At 46.1% G+C, this 16285-nt stretch carries 17 protein-coding genes; 2 read left to right on the top strand and 15 right to left on the bottom strand.

The features are described 5' to 3' along the window. Positions 1 to 4 precede the first annotated feature (4 nt). The 6 genes from MHB56_RS29220 to MHB56_RS29195 all read right to left on the bottom strand — a co-directional run bounded on the left by MHB56_RS29220 (position 5) and on the right by MHB56_RS29195 (position 4670). Complete coding sequence (locus MHB56_RS29220; RefSeq protein ID WP_076125552.1) at positions 5 to 757, bottom strand: amino acid ABC transporter ATP-binding protein; 753 nt, start codon at positions 755 to 757, stop codon at positions 5 to 7. Further along, complete coding sequence (locus tag MHB56_RS29215; RefSeq protein ID WP_076125553.1) at positions 754 to 1464, bottom strand: amino acid ABC transporter permease; 711 nt, start codon at positions 1462 to 1464, stop codon at positions 754 to 756. The genes MHB56_RS29220 and MHB56_RS29215 overlap by 4 nt, the downstream gene beginning before the upstream one ends. Continuing rightward, entirely contained in the window at positions 1461 to 2246 is a 786-nt protein-coding gene (locus tag MHB56_RS29210; RefSeq protein WP_076125555.1) for an amino acid ABC transporter permease, read from the bottom strand. Before MHB56_RS29210 ends, MHB56_RS29215 begins: the two co-directional genes overlap by 4 nt. 33 nt (positions 2247 to 2279) lie before the next feature. Next, positions 2280 to 3137 (bottom strand): transporter substrate-binding domain-containing protein, encoded by an 858-nt coding sequence (locus MHB56_RS29205; RefSeq protein ID WP_076125557.1) that lies wholly within the window; start codon positions 3135 to 3137, stop codon positions 2280 to 2282. Between the two features lie 4 nt (positions 3138 to 3141). Beyond that, complete coding sequence (locus tag MHB56_RS29200; protein WP_076125558.1) at positions 3142 to 3657, bottom strand: GNAT family N-acetyltransferase; 516 nt, start codon at positions 3655 to 3657, stop codon at positions 3142 to 3144. Positions 3658 to 3776: 119 nt separating this feature from the next. Further along, a complete protein-coding gene (locus tag MHB56_RS29195; protein WP_076309429.1) occupies positions 3777 to 4670 on the bottom strand; it encodes a LysR family transcriptional regulator in 894 nt (297 codons plus the stop codon). Positions 4671 to 4964: 294 nt separating this feature from the next. On the opposite strand from MHB56_RS29195, the gene MHB56_RS29190 reads away from it, so the two are divergent. Next, the gene (locus tag MHB56_RS29190) at positions 4965 to 5504 is read left to right on the top strand and encodes a GNAT family N-acetyltransferase (RefSeq protein ID WP_076309428.1); all 540 of its coding nucleotides are present in this window, start codon (positions 4965 to 4967) and stop codon (positions 5502 to 5504) included. Positions 5505 to 5608: 104 nt separating this feature from the next. On the opposite strand, the gene MHB56_RS29185 is transcribed toward MHB56_RS29190, so the two are convergent. The 8 genes from MHB56_RS29185 to MHB56_RS29150 all read right to left on the bottom strand — a co-directional run bounded on the left by MHB56_RS29185 (position 5609) and on the right by MHB56_RS29150 (position 14691). Further along, entirely contained in the window at positions 5609 to 7546 is a 1938-nt protein-coding gene (locus MHB56_RS29185) for a hypothetical protein (RefSeq protein WP_341144330.1), read from the bottom strand. 213 nt (positions 7547 to 7759) lie between these two features. Continuing rightward, the gene (locus MHB56_RS29180) at positions 7760 to 8776 is read right to left on the bottom strand and encodes a sugar kinase (protein ID WP_076309427.1); all 1017 of its coding nucleotides are present in this window, start codon (positions 8774 to 8776) and stop codon (positions 7760 to 7762) included. Then, positions 8769 to 9524, bottom strand: a complete 756-nt coding sequence (gene dagF, locus MHB56_RS29175; protein ID WP_076184626.1) for a 2-dehydro-3-deoxy-phosphogluconate aldolase — start codon at positions 9522 to 9524, stop codon at positions 8769 to 8771. Before dagF ends, MHB56_RS29180 begins: the two co-directional genes overlap by 8 nt. Beyond that, complete coding sequence (locus MHB56_RS29170; protein WP_282579774.1) at positions 9517 to 10569, bottom strand: DgaE family pyridoxal phosphate-dependent ammonia lyase; 1053 nt, start codon at positions 10567 to 10569, stop codon at positions 9517 to 9519. The genes dagF and MHB56_RS29170 overlap by 8 nt, the downstream gene beginning before the upstream one ends. A gap of 13 nt (positions 10570 to 10582) precedes the next feature. Next, on the bottom strand, positions 10583 to 11716 hold the full coding sequence (locus MHB56_RS29165) for an amidohydrolase/deacetylase family metallohydrolase (RefSeq protein WP_076125570.1): 1134 nt from the start codon (positions 11714 to 11716) through the stop codon (positions 10583 to 10585). Positions 11717 to 11860: 144 nt separating this feature from the next. Then, positions 11861 to 12754, bottom strand: coding sequence for a sugar phosphate isomerase/epimerase family protein (locus MHB56_RS29160; RefSeq protein WP_036677301.1), 894 nt, complete (start codon positions 12752 to 12754; stop codon positions 11861 to 11863). Between the two features lie 24 nt (positions 12755 to 12778). Next, entirely contained in the window at positions 12779 to 13636 is an 858-nt protein-coding gene (locus MHB56_RS29155; RefSeq protein WP_076125572.1) for a sugar phosphate isomerase/epimerase family protein, read from the bottom strand. After that, positions 13633 to 14691, bottom strand: a complete 1059-nt coding sequence (locus MHB56_RS29150; RefSeq protein WP_076307811.1) for a Gfo/Idh/MocA family protein — start codon at positions 14689 to 14691, stop codon at positions 13633 to 13635. The genes MHB56_RS29155 and MHB56_RS29150 overlap by 4 nt, the downstream gene beginning before the upstream one ends. Positions 14692 to 14814: 123 nt before the next feature. Between MHB56_RS29150 and MHB56_RS29145 the strand changes: the two genes are divergently transcribed. Beyond that, positions 14815 to 15684: a helix-turn-helix domain-containing protein gene (locus MHB56_RS29145; RefSeq protein ID WP_076125575.1), complete on the top strand. Its 870-nt coding sequence runs from the start codon at positions 14815 to 14817 to the stop codon at positions 15682 to 15684. Positions 15685 to 15754: 70 nt separating this feature from the next. On the opposite strand, the gene MHB56_RS29140 is transcribed toward MHB56_RS29145, so the two are convergent. Continuing rightward, the gene (locus MHB56_RS29140) at positions 15755 to 16258 is read right to left on the bottom strand and encodes a DUF1572 family protein (RefSeq protein WP_341144329.1); all 504 of its coding nucleotides are present in this window, start codon (positions 16256 to 16258) and stop codon (positions 15755 to 15757) included. Between the last annotated feature and the right edge of the window lie 27 nt (positions 16259 to 16285).

Here is a 16285-nt window from a genome sequence, read left to right as displayed (position 1 = left end):
CCTCCTATATAGAATAGTTAAATTCAGGTGTAATCCGCTTCAGGAACTGCTTCGTTCTTTCTTCGCGCGGATGGTTAAACAGCTCTGCCGGAGTCCCTTCTTCAACAATGACGCCTCCGTCCATAAAAACCACATGATTCGCCACATCGCGAGCAAAGCCCATTTCATGAGTCACCACGATCATTGTGATGCCTTCCTTGGCAATTTTACGGATGACGGCCAGCACCTCACCCACTAACTCTGGGTCCAACGCCGATGTGGGTTCGTCGAACAATATAACCTCCGGCTCGAGCGCCAAGGCACGGGCAATGCCAACCCGCTGCTGCTGGCCTCCGGACAGCTGACTTGGATAGGCGTCCAGCTTGCTGCCAAGACCAACCTTTTCAAGTAGGGCGATACTCCGATTTTTCGCTTCGTCCTTCGGAAGCTTTTTGACAATCAGCAGTCCCTCCATCACGTTCTCCAGTGCGGTTTTATGGCGGAATAAATTGTACTGCTGGAACACCATTGCCGTTTTTTGCCGGAGCAGATGAATCTCCTTTTTGCGGGGATGTTTGCAGTTCACTTTGAAATCGCCGATGGCGATCTCTCCGCTGCTTGGCTTCTCCAGATAATTCACACAGCGTAAAAGTGTCGTTTTGCCTGAGCCGCTGGGACCGAGAATGACGACAACTTCACCCTTCGTCACCGTTAAATCTATATTGTTGAGCACCTGATTCCGACCAAATGACTTCGAAATTTGCGCAAGCTTGATCATGCTACTCCACCTCGATTGTACAGATTAATTCTTTTTTCAATCAGCGACGTCACGCGTTCGATTAGGAACGTAAGTCCCCAGAAAATCAGTGCTGCCGCCAGATAAGCCTCAAAAAACTTCCAGTTCGTTGAAGCTACAATTTGCGCCTTAGCATTGATATCCACCACCGAAACGGTAAAAGCAAGGGTAGATCCATGCAGCATACCGATTACCGAATTTGACAGATTAGGCAGACTCGCCGCCAGCGCCTGAGGAAAAACAATCCGCCGCAGTGCCTGGGGTGTGGTCATTCCGATAGAATGGGCCGCTTCCAGCTGACCGCGATCCACAGCAAGCAGACCGGAACGGACGACCTCGGACATATAGGCTCCCGCTGTAATCGAGAATGAAATATAGGCAAAACCGATCATCGGAATGGCTACCGACCTGAAGCTCCAGCCGAACTGCACTGCCAGACCATCGATTAACACGGGAAGCCCAAAATAGATAAGCAAAAGATGCGTCAGCATCGGTGTCCCGCGGATGAACGTAACATAACCGACAGCCAGCGGATACAGCAGTGGAATTCTGTATATCCGGATCAACGCTACAGCCACACCAATCACAAATCCAATGAGTACTGAGACAGCAGTAATAGATAAGGTCACAGGAATTGCACTTAAAATTTGCACCAGAGCAGTCCAGATAAAAGATGGGTCCAGCTTCATAATCCGCTACCTCCTTTACCCGGTCCAAGTTCAGCAATGATGCGGCGGTAGGACCAGCTTTTGTTGATTTTGAACGATTTTTTCTCCGGTGTATTCCGTTTCTCATGCCGCAGCAGCCGGCGTTCTGCTATAAGCAGCAGTTTCTCAATTGTAAAGCTGATGACCAGATAGATTAGCGCAAGCGCGATATACGTTTCAATAAAATGCTGAGTTAAGCTGCCTAGCGTCTGTGCTTTACCTGACATTTCCATCACCCCAAGAGTAAAGGCCAATGACGTATCTTTCAGTAGAGCAATCACCAGATTGGAGAATACCGGAACTGCGATTCCGAGCGCCTGCGGCAGCACGATTCGCGTAAAGGCTTGAAACCCCGTCATCCCTGTAGCATAAGCAGCCTCTACCTGCCCCTTATCCACCGCCATTACAGAAGCCCGGATCATTTCGGACATGTATGCTCCCGTATGCAGCCCGTAAGTAAGAATCACAAAAACAAGCACCGGAGTCCGGGTCATATCGACATGAACCAGCTTCATAATTTCGGGCAGACCATAATAAAACAAGAAGAGCTGGATAAGAATCGGAGTTCCCCGAAAAAAAGAAATATAGATTTCGGAGATGGTTTTTAACACAGGCACTTTATAAAGTCTTGGCAGAGCTACGAGAAAGCCGACAAGAATTCCTGTCAGTAGAGAACAGGCGACAATCAGAAGCGTGGTGCTTAAAGTCCCTAGTAACTTAGGCAAAAACGAAAATACAAAGCTGATATCAAACTGTGCGCCCATATATTCCCCCCCTTCCCGTGCTCACCGGCTCAATCATTTCACCGAATCCGCTGTAACATCCGCACCCAACCATTCCGTACTAAGCTTGCCTAGTGTGCCGTCTGTCTTCAGCTCTTTAATCGCACTGTCAATCGCATCTGACAGCTTTTGTGAATCGGCATCATCCTTACGGAAAACATAGAGAATATCCGCGGATGACAGCTCGTCACCCGTAGCTTTTAGCTGACTCTGCGGATCAATGATCGGCAGGACAAAATCTGCAGCCAGCGTAGCGTCCACACGCCCAGTACTAATCTGTGCGACGGTATCATTCGCTGCACCATTCTGATACACGATATCAATCGCATTGTCATTCTCTTTATTGTAGTTCTCGAGTATTTGTGCTTGTGCACTCGTTGCACCTACAAGTACCTTTTTCCCTTTGAGATCATCAAGCGATTGGATTGAATTATTATCCTTTGCCACTACAATGCGGTTTCTCCAGTGGGCATAGGCTTCTTTGTTAAAAGAGTACTTCAGCTCCCGTTCCGGATTTTTCTCCATGACATGGGCGACCAAATCGATTTTTTTGGTTTCCAGGCTCAGCAGCAGATTGCTGAAATCCATGGTTTGAAATTCGAATTCATATTCTGGCAGCTGCTTATCGATTTCTTTGAGCAGTTCCACATCAAATCCGGTGAGTTTGCCGTTCTCATCTATGAAGCAGACTTTCGGAAAAGCAGTACCCGTGCCCACAATGATCTTAGTTACCTTTGCCGAATCCTTTGCCGGTGCCGCAGCTTCTGCTGCATTTCCATTCTGATTGCTGCTAGCGCTGTTACTGTTGTTTCCGCAGCCGGCAATCGCCAGTGTCAATACCGATGCAAATACTAGTGAAATGGACTTTTTCATTGTTTTATCCCCTTTGAATGAACTGTGGTTTGTCTGTAAGTGTTTTTTTCATCAGATACATAATGCCGTCACCGTTCTGCTGATCCAGTTCTAAAAACCGTTCGTACCCCCGGCGTTCATACATTTGAACCAACCACGGATGTTTCTTCGCCGTTGCCAGCGTGACTGCAGCCGAACGTAACTGTCCAGCAATAATGTTCTCTTCAACCCAATCCAAAAGTTTTCCACCATAACCTTTGTTACTGTAATCTGGATGAGCAGCAAACCATTTGATAAAAGGCAGTGGGCTAATCTTCTTAATCTCTTCTTCCTTTGAAAGGGTTATGGTTGCAACTATCGTTCCGTCAACTTCAAGCACATAACACTCATTCGTAGCTATATTGTCTTCAATAAGCGCCAAGTCGGCTGTGGCCGCCGGCCAATGCAGCCCGAGTTCACGAATCAGCTGATAGGCACGATATGTAACATCTAGCAATTGCTCCGCATCCTTCAGTTCTGCTAGCCTGAATACCTCACTCATCACATGCCCTCCAGCCTTTCGGAAATTAATTTAATAATCCCTATCGAAATAGTCGTGATTATATGCAATTAACTTTATCACTGCATGTGTCCACGCGCTAATAGAGTTTTTTAATACATCTATACAATTAGTCGATCTCCCACTTTACCAATCCCCAGTTCAAGCAAGGTTTCGATGAATTCTGCGTTCTCTCCATTCAGTGAAATCAGGCTGGTTCGCAAGGAGATGCCTTCCGTCTCCGCAATATCCACCCGGATCAGCGACCCCGTCGCCACTTCCTCTTGCACACTGAGGGCGGGAAGGAAACAGATGCCTGCTTTTTTCAATACCAGCTTTTTGGCTGTCTCCAGGTTATCTACCTGATATTCAATCTTCGGTGGCTGTTCCATACTCTCAAATACACGATGCAGCCGCATCCAATCCAAAGATCCGCATTCAAAAAAAACCAACGTCTCCTGGCGGATATCCTCCAGTGAAGCCCGCTGTGCTTTAGCAAAGCGGTGTCCCTCATGTACATACAGTGAGATGGGGTCCTCGCAGAATGGAAAGGTTTGAATTGCCGGATTTACGACCTTACGGATAAAAGCCAAATCAAGCTCTTTCGATTTTAACTTTTCAGTCAATACTTCCGTAGAAGCTGTCATAAGCTTGATTGTGATATGAGGATATCTGCGCTTTAAATGAAGCATCAGATGGGGCATTAAATAATTGGAAACCGAGACCGTACTGCCGATTCTCAGTTCATTTGGAATGTGCCCCTTAGCCTGAACCTGATATTTACCGTTCTGATAAATCTGAAGAATCTGCTGCGCATAGGGTAGAAACTGTTTACCTTTATCCGTCAGGTTAATCTGCTTCCCCAACCGATCAAACACTTTGCAATCCAGTTCCCTTTCTAGCGATTGGATCCGGGCCGTTACTGTCGGCTGTGAGATATATAGGACTTCGGCCGCTTTATTGAAGCTTCCATAATGATTGATGTAGACAAAGGCCTCAATATTTTCAATGTTCATCCCTAATCCCCCTATGCTTTTATTAATTTTACTATTCCGATGAAAAAACAATGAATTATAGCGATGCTTTCCTATAGATTTTGTTTATATCTTAGTCATCGCCCTATTTTTTGTCAACAATTAATTCCGTGTAAATCAATCGGATTTTGAATCAAACGTTATGTTTATTTCATATAGAACTTTTCTATTCCTATATCAGAATTATAAAACACCTCTTATTCCACTGGGAATTATCATATATAATAATTTCATTCGAATGAACATTACATTTGTCTGAAAGGGGATAGCGAAAACATGTCACAAAAGATCATTATCCGTGAAGCTGAGAATAAAGATCGTAATGCTATCGCCGAAGTGCTGTTAGATGCATACCACCAATATTCGGAGATCATGCCTGAGCCGTTGTGGCTGGAGTATCGGAAATCGCTTCTTGATTCCGTTCATGGTGATACCCCGCTCGTACGGATCATCGCTGAAATCGACAAGAAAATCGTTGGTAGCGCACTCTTGTTCAGCTCCTCGGAAACGGCTTACGGGAAACCGGAGCTCGGGATTCACTCCCCGATCCTACGTCTGCTAGCCGTATCTCCATCCGCTCGTGGTCTTGGCGTTGCAACCCTTCTGATTCGCGATGCTGCACGGAGATCACTACAGTTGGGTGCCACCACCTTGAACCTGCACACCTCGGAAATGATGTCTTCAGCCATCAAACTGTACCAGCGCTTAGGCTTTAATCGTGCATATGAGACCGATCTTATGAACGGTGACACTCTAGTACAAGGCTTCCGGCTAGACCTGCTGTCCTCCGTCCGTTCTACAGCGGGACAAATATAGAATTCGAGAATTCTTAAATATTTGTCTTTTAAATATAAAAAGAAGCCTCGGAAAGCTTCCCCAATGATCTTGTGTGATCGTTACGGTGAACTCCCGAGGCTTATTTATTTTTCTTTTTTATAAGTGATTTCTTTAAAACTCACAGTGATTCCCCCCGTATTATCGGCATCGCCCATTCGAAGATCTGTAGTAACGATAGCACGGGAAGGGATGGACGAAAAGCTTGCCCCCTTCTGCTTCTTTTTTACATCATAGAGATAATAAGAAACATCCTTAACATTAAGCCCTACATTATCCTTGTGTATAAGTTCTACAGTATAGGATTTTATCACGGCTACATTAGCGTCCATCCACCCCACAACTTCAATAGCTGTATCTTCATGGTTGCCTTCAGTCTTAATGGAGCCGATGGAATGACCATCCTGATTATAAAAATTAATTTTTTGTGCAGCTATTTTCAGATAATCGATATCGATGTCAAGAATTCGGTTTTCGTTGATCTCTGCTGAATCCATCCAGGCAATCGTGCCCGCGGGGTTCCACTTTATTTTCTCAGAAGGTACATATTGCTCTTGTGGTAACGGAACAGTACGAAGAGAAACTCCTTTATTATCGTAAAAGGTTAATTCGCCGCTCTCATCATCATGTACAAATCTTTTAAAAGTTGGTGAGAGGAACAGGGATGGCGCCCCGGTCGTCGAATGTGGGATTACGCGATATTTCAGAAGATGGACATCGTCCTTTCCCGTTTTCAGATCAAAGATCCATACATTGCCGAGATAACTCTGCATAAACAATTTTTGCTCATCAGCTTTCCATTGAAATTTATAAATGTAATCATAATCATCAGAAAGCGGCCAGAAGTTTTCCCGAAGTCGTTCAATCTTTCCTGTAAGAACATTATATGAGGACAAATGATATTGCCCAGCTTTTTTCGTCACATCCGATTCCAGAAATAATAGATGATCCTCATCCAGCGGGATTAGCATATTATAGTTGCTCATAAAAGCATTATTCCATAGATTATTGGAATCGTTGAGCTCGTCACTCCATTTCACCTTTACCTCATCCGTAGCAGGATCATGGGCTAATAAAGCGTTGACAGCATTATGGTCGCCATAGAAAAGATGAATGGTATGATAAGAGATCCCTTGCAGTTCAACTACTGCTCCACCGTTTAACAGATAGTTATTTTCGGATAGGCCAACCGGTTTGGCCACCAGATCTCCAATAGAGTTCCGTTCTGTATTAAACTCCAAACCATTAAATTTTGCTTCCGAGAACAGAATCTTCTTTAACTCGGCAGTTGATTCCTTAGTAAGTGTGTAGCCTGTATCCGTTTTGTTCACATTCATTAACATGCCTTGCTCGCTTGTCTCGTTAATCCATAAATGAAAGGCATATTTATTATTATCTGAAATTAGAACGATATCGTAGTTAGGCGTTGCGGTATTTAAATTCCCTGGTATTTGTTCAGCAGTACGGATGGCTCGGACGAAAGTATCTATGGTTTCATGATCTGTGTATTCATCCTTTATGTTAGCATTCACTGAACCATGTGCTAGAGCGTTTGCTAATGTGATTCGCTTGATGGTCTCATCTAATTTTAGATTATCTGATTCTACTTGTTGTTCAGTTGATTGAAATAAGGTAAGCAAAGCAGCCTTATCCGTTTCAGATAACTTGTAATGCCCATTTACTCCTGATTTGGTGAAAAGACCATTATTATTGCCCATAATCCAGAATGAGAATTTTTCGTTTTCTTTACTCTTCAATTCAACAGTAACCTCATAATCAGGTGCTGCAATATCAAGCTTCGCGTTGTCATACTCAGCAGTATGTATAGCTTTATTGAAACGTTCTATTAGCTTTTGGTCCGTTATGGTTATTAATCCGCCGCTATCATTATGGATTGTAATGGAGTCCACAGAACTCAGATCGATTAGCTTTTTATTCGCTTTATCTTTACTCCCTGTATTGGCACATCCAACAAAGATTATTGAAATAACTGCTAAAAGGGCTAGTAGATTTAACTTTTTCATATAGGCTCCCCCTTCTTATTCTCTCTTCTTTGACGCCGGATAGAGGATAAAGTTGCAAAAAATGAGATTTTACACCTATTTAAAAAGATCTAATTAAGCCAAATCTAGCCTGTAACCATTGGATCTGATTCTTGGCCTGAACAAAAGTACAGTGTTTGTAGCGATAAAAAAAGCCACCGCACAGGCCTGTTCTCCTGTAAGGCAGCTTCTTCTTTATCTCATTATATCTTTTACAGCACCCGTCAGTACACCAATAACTTCTTGCTCGGAGGCCAGCGGAGAGTCTCCTTCTACTGTGTGGGCTAGCATTCCGGCCGCGGCCGCAAAGGCTACAGTATGCTGAGGATCAAAACCTTCCAGCTCACCATGAATTATACCACTGGCATAAGCATCTCCAGCCCCGACTCTATCAAGCACCGGAAAGCTTAAGGTCTCGGAATATGCGAAGCGACCGGATTTGAAGATATAACCGCGCAATGAATGGCGGTTATCATCATGGATGGACCGATGCGTTCCTGCTACCGTACTTAGACTGTAGCGTGAAGCTACTGTGGGAATCAGCTCCTGAAGTTGTTCTTCTCTTGAAGTTCCTTCGGGCTTCATACCAAGGATTAGCATTGCGTCTTTTTCATTCATCAGCACGATGTCGGCCAAATGCAGCATGTCTTCGTAATGGGAGCGCGCCAGCTCATAGCCTCTCTCCCCCCAGAGCGATGGGCGGTAATTGCAGTCAAAAACGACTAGACCACCGTGTTGCTTAACCGTTTTTGCATAAGTTTTCATCGCTTTTCGCACATCATCGTTCATTGCCAGTGTTATCCCGCAGAAATGAACAGCATCCGCGAGGTCTGCCAGCTCTGCGAATGGATAAGTACCCGGAGGAGCAGTATTGAAGCTGCTCTCCGGGCGACCGGAATAAGTCACTCGGGAGGGGCGAGCCCCGAATCCGTTTTCAAGAAAGTACATCCCTATACTTGAGCCCCCGCGTTGGATATGCTCCGGCTGGATGCCCAGTCGCCGAAGATAGGCTGTTGCTGCGTCACCAATAGGATTCGCAGGCAGTCTGGACACCAAAGTCCCCCGATGTCCGTATCGGGACAATGCGGACAGTACATTGACTCCGGTGCCGGAGAACGAATACTTCAGCAGGTTACCCTGAGATAACAGTTCAAAGCCCGGTACCTGTAGCCGCATCATTATTTCACCAAAAGCGGCGATATGTTTAGGCATATTGATCTGCCAGCTTTTTCATCGTCCGATACAGCTGTTGTATGTCCGCCACTCTCGTTCTTCCGCTCTGCGGATCGATGATCGATGTATAGACATGGGGAATCACCTGCGGCACTCCCGCTTCCAATATAATAGACAAGATCTCTTCAAAGTTGTCCAGATCGATACCGCCGGTCGGCTCCAGCGCAAAACCCTCTTCCGCACAGGCTTTGGCCACAGCGATTAGCTCCGCTTTACGGCTCAGCCCCTGCATCGGAAAATACTTTAAAGCATTTCCGCCCATATCCCGAACCAATGCAATCGCCGCATTTACGGGAATTACAGCGGGTACAGATTGTGCCGCACTGGCCGGGCCGGTGGAGATATTCACAAAACCGGGTTGTCCCGTTGGTGCGATCATGCTGTTAATCCAACTATCTTTCGCTCCAAGGTTGGCACGGGTCGCACCAACTGCTGGGAATACCTGATTAATGTGGCTGCCAGCATAGGATTTGACAATCTCTGCAACAACAGCAGCTTGCCGATTATCACCCGCACCTAGTCCTATTGATACCGCACCGTCAATTTCCCGCCCATATGCCTCCATCGCCTGCACGGCTTCTTCTACCGTTGCATAGTCTTTGGACAATACACCGACCAGTACATAACCTTCGGCAGCAGCAAACACCTCTTTGGCATTTTCTATATCCTTAGCCAATACGTTTAAGGCCACCCGACCTTTATAGAACCGCTTGTTAATTTCAGACATTGCTTGCCCCTCCTGTCAATTCCCTTATCCTCGCTGTAATCATTTCTATGTCATCACCCATTAGCGGACGCGGGTCAATATCAAAATAACCTTGCCTTACCCCATAGTCTCTAGTGTAAATAGCCACTTCACCTTGTTGAAGCTGCTGGGACAGCTCAAGTGCTGTTATTGCGCACTGATTCGGGTCCACATGGATGCGTCCACGGTAAATCGCCCGGCCTGCTTCATCCTGCACGATAGTTACCCGAATTCCGGGAAGCCCATCGAGCGGCATCAGCAATTGGAGCGTAGCTTTTTCCTTTTCGCTTGTATCCTGTTTGTGAGCATATTCATCCAACGCTTGCATCAGGCCGAAGGATGTTTCCTTACCAACCTTCATGCTGCGTCCAATGCCGTGAAGCTGCACTTTTAGCCATTCAATATAAAGACGTTTTCCCGCCACAAGTCCGGATGTTGGACCTTCTATGGCTTTGGAGCCACTATAAATGACCAGATCGGATATTTGCACGTATTTCTGCAGATCCTCTTCCGCTGCAGCATCTACAATAAGCGGGACGTTATGAGTTTGAGCCACAGCCCAAGCTTCCTCTACAGAGATCATATTCTTCTGAACGGCATGATGAGATTTGACATACAAGATAGCCGCAGTCTGATCCGAGATCGCAGCAGCCAAATGCTCCGCCCGTCCTTCATTGGCATAACCTGCTTCCACCACTTTACCGCCGCCGAGATAAACCATGGTTTCCACTGGTGCACCGTATTGTACGTTATGACCTTTTAACATCACAATTTCATTTCTAAAAATGCTATCCTGATGGAGCCGTAGACTTGTACGAATATTACCGCGGGTTACCAGCGCCGCCACGGATAAAGCAATTCCACTGGAAGCCGAGTTCACGATCACCGCTGCTTCAGAACCTGTATGACGTGCAACATAATCCCCCGCTTTATCCACCAAATCGGCGATTTCCACATAACTCTGTCCGCCTTGACGCATAGCTTCCATCACCGTATCGGTCGGTGCCGATACCCCGAGGATGCTCATCCGGCCGCTTGCATTAATAACTCTTTTCAGGCCGTATTTCGCATTCCATGTATTTGTCACCTATGATCACTCCTATTGCTTGAATGGTTTGCTGTGCTACCCGGCGTTCCCCCTCAGAATCTACCAGTTCAATCTTCTTATCCGTCACACGAAAAAGGGTCAGATTCGCCTTGTTATTGATCCGAATCTCCCCAAGTTCCGGGCGTCCCAGCCACTGGGCTGCTCTGCTTGTCACCCGTGCAATTGTATCTTCAAGGGAATATCCCAGTGCAAGGAATTTGTTCAACAGATTCGCCATGGAGTAGACGGGACCATTGATACGGTTGCCTCTGTATATGTCTGTGCTGATCGTATCCGGATCAATACCGTTTTGTTTGGCCGCCTCGGCCACAGCGAACGAGAAGCTAGCCGTACCATGTCCCACATCCAAGTGAACTCCACGCTCAATAGCATCTCTTAGCACTTGGAGCGGTCGATTCTCCTTATCGAACAAATTGTTGCTTTTACCATTTAGATAATGGGTTATCACGTCGTTGCGTTGAAGTAGCGGTAAAACCTCACGGATATCCGGCGGTGCGGAGCCTATATGTACCATCAGCGGCAGCCCGGTCTTTTCCGAAAGCTCCAGTGCATGTTGAAGCGGTTGAATGCCATTGTCACCCACTACGCTTTTGCTGATTCTGGCCTTCAAGCCTACGATAAATTCAGGATAAGCAACTACCGCCTGAAGCACCTTTTCATGATCAATCCACTCTAGTTGGGACAACTCGTCAATTCGCATCAGGCCAATCTTTGAAATGTTAAGAAAAGCAAGCAGTTGCGTTGCTGACTTTTTCCCCGCCTCTGCCAGCTCACCAATACGCTCCGCTCCGCAGCTACCTGCGTCCACGAGCGTAGTCACGCCACATTTGATTCCGATTTCATCGATCTCGTCTCCATACGGATTCAATTCTGCAAACGCATGTACATGCAAGTCGATCCAGCCGCTAGAGACATACGCCCCATTGGCTTCCACGACCTTGAAACCATGGTCTTCGGCGGTGCCACCGGGAACAATCTGGACTACGTTGCCATCAGCTATGACAATGTCCACTTCCGCTCCATTCAGGACTTTCGCCCGGCGGAGGAGCAAACGTTCTGCTGTCATCGTCACACCTTCTTTCCAAATTCAGAACATTACCGTCCTAGGTCTTTCCCGCACAATCTATAACACAAACAGTCCCAATGGATGTAGGATCTTTTTTCACAGGGACTGTTTGAATGAACTATTTATTCTTTATCACTACCGTGTTCAGACCCGAAAACCCTTTAAAAAATTCACAGCCTGGCGGATATCTTCCTCCGGATTAGTGCCAACTTCCCGTTCTATGGTCAGGAATCCTGTATAACCGATGTCGTTCAGTGCTTGCAGATAGTTGTTCCAATCAACAGAACCCGCTCCGAGCGGAACTTCACGGAATGCCGAGCCGGTCTCGGCCATTTCAGCGATTTTCTCATGGTCTAATGCTGGTGCTTCATAACCATATTGACCGTAAACATCGCGTGGATCGATATCGGCAAGCTTGAGACCATCTTTAGCATGGGTGTGTACAATGTAGTCTTTTAGAGTATGAACACCTTGCACCGGATCATCACCAGTCACCATGACCATATTGGCCGGATCAAAATTAACGGAAACCCCTCTGGAACCCAGACCGTCGAGGAACGTCTTCAGACGTGCAGCGGGTTCTGGCCCAGTCTCAATCGCAAAATAAGAATTCATCTCATGTGCATATCTGCTAAGTTCCTCACAGGCAATGTGCATGGTTTCATAGATTTTACTGGCAGGGTTAGAAGGAACAATACCGATATGTGTAGTTACGATATCTGTACCTAGCTCCTTGGCCAGCTCCATAATGCGCTTGGACTTTTCAATTTTGGCACGGTTCTGGGCAGGGTCCTGAAAGCCATGTCCGCCTAAATCTCCAACGAGGGCAGAGATTTCTAAACCTAGCGAAGCAATGTAATCCTTCCATTCACGGCGTGCTGACTGAGAGAGAGTAGCGGGATCAAATTCGCCTTGTACCGCATAAATCTGAACTCCATCTGCCCCAGCTTCTTTTGCCTTGCGCAATCCCTCTTTCACTCCAACCTGAAAGCTGTCTACGATAACACCGATTTTATTAGTGATAATTGGTTTAACCATGGCATAATCCTCCAGTATAATGAATTAGATTTGGTTCCAAACCCGCTTGATGTATTCCAGCCCCAGTCTTGTTCCCTTACGGCACTCTTCCATTCCCTCAAATTCTACAGAGATATATCCATCGTAACCGCTTTCCTTAACGATTCGAATTACACTCGGCATATCGATGTCTCCTTGACCAACGATGGCACCTCTCAACCAGTTCCCACCGGAGGATTGGAACCAACCTTCGCCAGGCTGGCGGTCTTGCGGACGAATATAGAAATCTTTGAAATGCACCATTGAAGCAAGCTTGATGTTGTTAGGTACAGCTATTAGCGGGTTCTCATCTGCGCACAGGAAGTTCCCAATGTCGAGTGTTGTACGGAAGTTGTCTCTACCCACCGCATGAACCAGCGCCTGTACACGATCGCTGTGCTGAATAAAGTATCCATGATTCTCCACACTGGTCGTAATGCCTAAACCTGCGGCATAATCAGCAATTTCTCGGCAGGCTTCAGCCAAACGTGGAAGCTCTTCCAAAAAATGCGTGATGGATAGATCGTTTGAGGAGGCTACATCATGCCGCATCCGCTGAATGCCTAATGCCGCGCACACGTCTACTTCCCGCTTTACCCGCTCGACTTCCCGCTGCATTTCCGCTGTCTCCAGCCCGGCAAAGTTCGCCCCGATAGCATAATTGGATAACTCTAGTCCACGACCCGCTGCTGTTCGTACAATCTGATCAATTAGCTCAGGATTTTCAACCAAATTGATACCCAAAGGTACAATCTCCGCATGTTCTGCGCCCAGATCGGCGATCGTCTCAATGACTCCTTCAAGCGTGAGCTCACCCGTTGAAAAAGCCGAATGCAAACTGTAAGTGCTGATTCCTAACTTCATAGTTTCACCTCTTCACCTTTGGCTGCGGATTCATAGATCGCGCCGAGTATCTTCATGATTGTAACGCCGTCTTGCACAGGACTAATTGGTGTAGAGCCGGTACTGATGTTGCTAGCAAAATGATTAATTTCATTCTGGAATGCACTGTTGAACTCAAACCCCTTATTATCGGTCTGCGGATAGGTATTGACGATCGTATCCGCCTGTTCTTTAACAATGACTATCTCAGGATCAATTTCAAAACCCCCCTTGTCACCATACAGGCGTACCGAACGCTCGTCTTCTTTGGCATGCAGTGTAAAGCTGACATCGACCATTAGCGAAGCTCCATTCTCAAAGCGAATCAGTGCATTCGCTAAATCTTCCACCGTATTGTTCGCTGCGTCGTAATCGGCGGCTTTATAGAATGAGAGATTCTTAATATTAGAACGATTGCCGAGCTTCCGGTAGGTATTAGCACTTACCGATACTGGATTCGGACGGCCCATCAAATACCAGCATAGATCAATCACATGGACACCAATATCGATCAGCGGTCCGCCGCCGGAGCGTTCAATATCACTGAACCAGCCGCCGGGATTGCCTAGTCTCCGGAACGTCGTTGCTTTTGCATAATAGATTTCGCCGAATTCTCCTTGTTCCACCAACGTCTGAAGGAGCTGGGCATTGGAGTCATAACGTCGTACAAAGCCTACTTGCAAAATCTTGCCGCTCTTTTCCACTGCTTGCTGTACCTGAAGCGCTTCTTCAACCGTACGGCAAAGCGGCTTTTCCACAAGCACATGCTTGCCTGCCTCAAGCGCCGCGATGCTGATCTCGGCATGAGAGTTGTTCCATGTGCAGATGCTGACTGCATCTATTTCGGAATTGGCCAGTAATTCACGATAATCCGTGTATACCTTCTCGACGTTATATTCTTTAGCAACTTCGCGTGCACGTTCTTCATTCAGATCACATACCGCATATATGGTTGTCTGCGGATTATTCCGATAAGCACTTAAGTGCATGCCGGAGATAGAGCCCGTACCTATTACGCCAATTTTGATCTTATCCATTAACACTCGCTCCTTTATTTTGCATAGGTTATGATTCGTATTATAATGATTTCAACCCTAAACACCATGCAGAGCCTTGCGGTTTCATTTGTACAATTGTGCTATAGGAGGTGCAGTCTATAAATGTTGGACTATGATAAACATCTACAGGAACCCATGGACATGCCGGATCCCGAGTTTCCGATTAAAGTACATACCCAGCGTTTCCACCAAGAAGGAGTTATGTTGTTCCCACATCATTGGCATGAGCATCTTGAGTTTATATTTATTGAGAGTGGTGAGGCTGTTTTTGAGTGCGGACGAACACCGATCAACGTTCGGGCTGGCGATTTAGTTGCTGTGAACAGCAACGAGCTGCATTATGGGGTAAGCGCTTCTTCTGATTTATTGTATTATGCGATTATTGCAGATACTTCTTTGCTGCATAGTGCGGTAAGCGACGCTGCCGAAACCAAGTTCATCGCCCCGATTCAGCGGAACCAGCTGCTGTTACGTAACCATATCCGGGGGGATCAGCATATTACTGACTGTGCTTTGGCGATTATTCGGGAACTGGAACGTCGCGAATTTGGTTACGAGCTGGCCGTCAAGTCCGAGCTATACCGCCTGTTAACGCTGTTGTTGCGCAGACATATCGTCACCGTACTCTCACAAGCTGAGCAAGAGAGGCGTATTCAGACCGTTGAACGCTTCGCACCTGTTTTGCGATATATCGATACCCATTACCAGGAACCGATTCAAGTTGACGAACTTGCGGCGCTAACGGGGCTAAGCCGCTTCCATTTCAGCCGTCTCTTTAAGGAACTAACTGGGCATACGATATCTGAATATGTAAATGCTGTCCGTTTAGACCGTGCAGATTATTTGCTCCGCCATACCCAGCTAACGATTTCTGAAATCGCTACCACTACCGGCTTCAGCGATATCTACTATTTCAGCCGCACCTTCAAAAAGCATAAAAAAGTAACCCCTAGCAGTGTGAGGGGATTCTAGTTAGAGTGAACAAAGGACTGCCTCTTGGCAGTCCTTTGTTAGTGTATACAGCGTTCCTCTAGTTAAACTATTATTGCCATACAAGCTGTCCCTTTCTTATTTTTGCTGCATAGATGATTTGGCCTGTATGATAATGGACTTCTCTCAACATCGCTATCATGAGATTAAGAGCAGTGGTCTCGTTATTTACTTGGCTATATGTAAGTGGTGGCAAATTAAGAAAGGGTTGTGACATCAATAACTCCGGGTTAGATTGGAGCCGTTCAAGGTATTGGATAATAATATCAAAAGCATCCCTGGTCATGGTTATAGCTTGTTCTTTTGTCATTTCTAGACCTCTTTCAAACTCCCTCTCTCTATCTCTTGTATCAGGAATATCTAAAAGAATGGTTTCAATTCGTGAGTGTACTGCCCCGCTAATATGAGCAACTAAATTTGCAATACTGTTACTTTCCACGGTTGGGGACCATGTAATATCCTCTTGGGTACATTGCTCGATTGCTTGGAGCGTCCATTTCTTTTCCGATCTAAATTTAACCAACATACTTTCAATTAACTCAATGGCGATATCCATTGCTAACCTCCTATTGATATAACCTAT

This window comes from Paenibacillus sp. FSL H8-0315 (assembly GCF_038005365.1).
Classification (GTDB): domain Bacteria; phylum Bacillota; class Bacilli; order Paenibacillales; family Paenibacillaceae; genus Paenibacillus_AQ; species Paenibacillus_AQ odorifer.
This window is presented reverse-complemented; position numbering and strand designations above follow the sequence as displayed.

Bases quoted from the DNA above. Each gene is read 5' to 3' on its own strand.
- MHB56_RS29220 (WP_076125552.1), bottom strand. From the start codon at position 757: ATGATCAAGCTTGCGCAAATTTCGAAGTCATTTGGTCGGAATCAGGTG.
- MHB56_RS29215 (WP_076125553.1), bottom strand. From the start codon at position 1,464: ATGAAGCTGGACCCATCTTTTATCTGGACTGCTCTGGTGCAAATTTTA.
- MHB56_RS29210 (WP_076125555.1), bottom strand. From the start codon at position 2,246: ATGGGCGCACAGTTTGATATCAGCTTTGTATTTTCGTTTTTGCCTAAG.
- MHB56_RS29205 (WP_076125557.1), bottom strand. From the start codon at position 3,137: ATGAAAAAGTCCATTTCACTAGTATTTGCATCGGTATTGACACTGGCG.
- MHB56_RS29200 (WP_076125558.1), bottom strand. From the start codon at position 3,657: ATGAGTGAGGTATTCAGGCTAGCAGAACTGAAGGATGCGGAGCAATTG.
- MHB56_RS29195 (WP_076309429.1), bottom strand. From the start codon at position 4,670: ATGAACATTGAAAATATTGAGGCCTTTGTCTACATCAATCATTATGGA.
- MHB56_RS29190 (WP_076309428.1), top strand. From the start codon at position 4,965: ATGTCACAAAAGATCATTATCCGTGAAGCTGAGAATAAAGATCGTAAT.
- MHB56_RS29185 (WP_341144330.1), bottom strand. From the start codon at position 7,546: ATGAAAAAGTTAAATCTACTAGCCCTTTTAGCAGTTATTTCAATAATC.
- MHB56_RS29180 (WP_076309427.1), bottom strand. From the start codon at position 8,776: ATGCCTAAACATATCGCCGCTTTTGGTGAAATAATGATGCGGCTACAG.
- dagF (WP_076184626.1), bottom strand. From the start codon at position 9,524: ATGTCTGAAATTAACAAGCGGTTCTATAAAGGTCGGGTGGCCTTAAAC.
- MHB56_RS29170 (WP_282579774.1), bottom strand. From the start codon at position 10,569: ATGAGCATCCTCGGGGTATCGGCACCGACCGATACGGTGATGGAAGCT.
- MHB56_RS29165 (WP_076125570.1), bottom strand. From the start codon at position 11,716: ATGACAGCAGAACGTTTGCTCCTCCGCCGGGCGAAAGTCCTGAATGGA.
- MHB56_RS29160 (WP_036677301.1), bottom strand. From the start codon at position 12,754: ATGGTTAAACCAATTATCACTAATAAAATCGGTGTTATCGTAGACAGC.
- MHB56_RS29155 (WP_076125572.1), bottom strand. From the start codon at position 13,636: ATGAAGTTAGGAATCAGCACTTACAGTTTGCATTCGGCTTTTTCAACG.
- MHB56_RS29150 (WP_076307811.1), bottom strand. From the start codon at position 14,691: ATGGATAAGATCAAAATTGGCGTAATAGGTACGGGCTCTATCTCCGGC.
- MHB56_RS29145 (WP_076125575.1), top strand. From the start codon at position 14,815: ATGTTGGACTATGATAAACATCTACAGGAACCCATGGACATGCCGGAT.
- MHB56_RS29140 (WP_341144329.1), bottom strand. From the start codon at position 16,258: ATGGATATCGCCATTGAGTTAATTGAAAGTATGTTGGTTAAATTTAGA.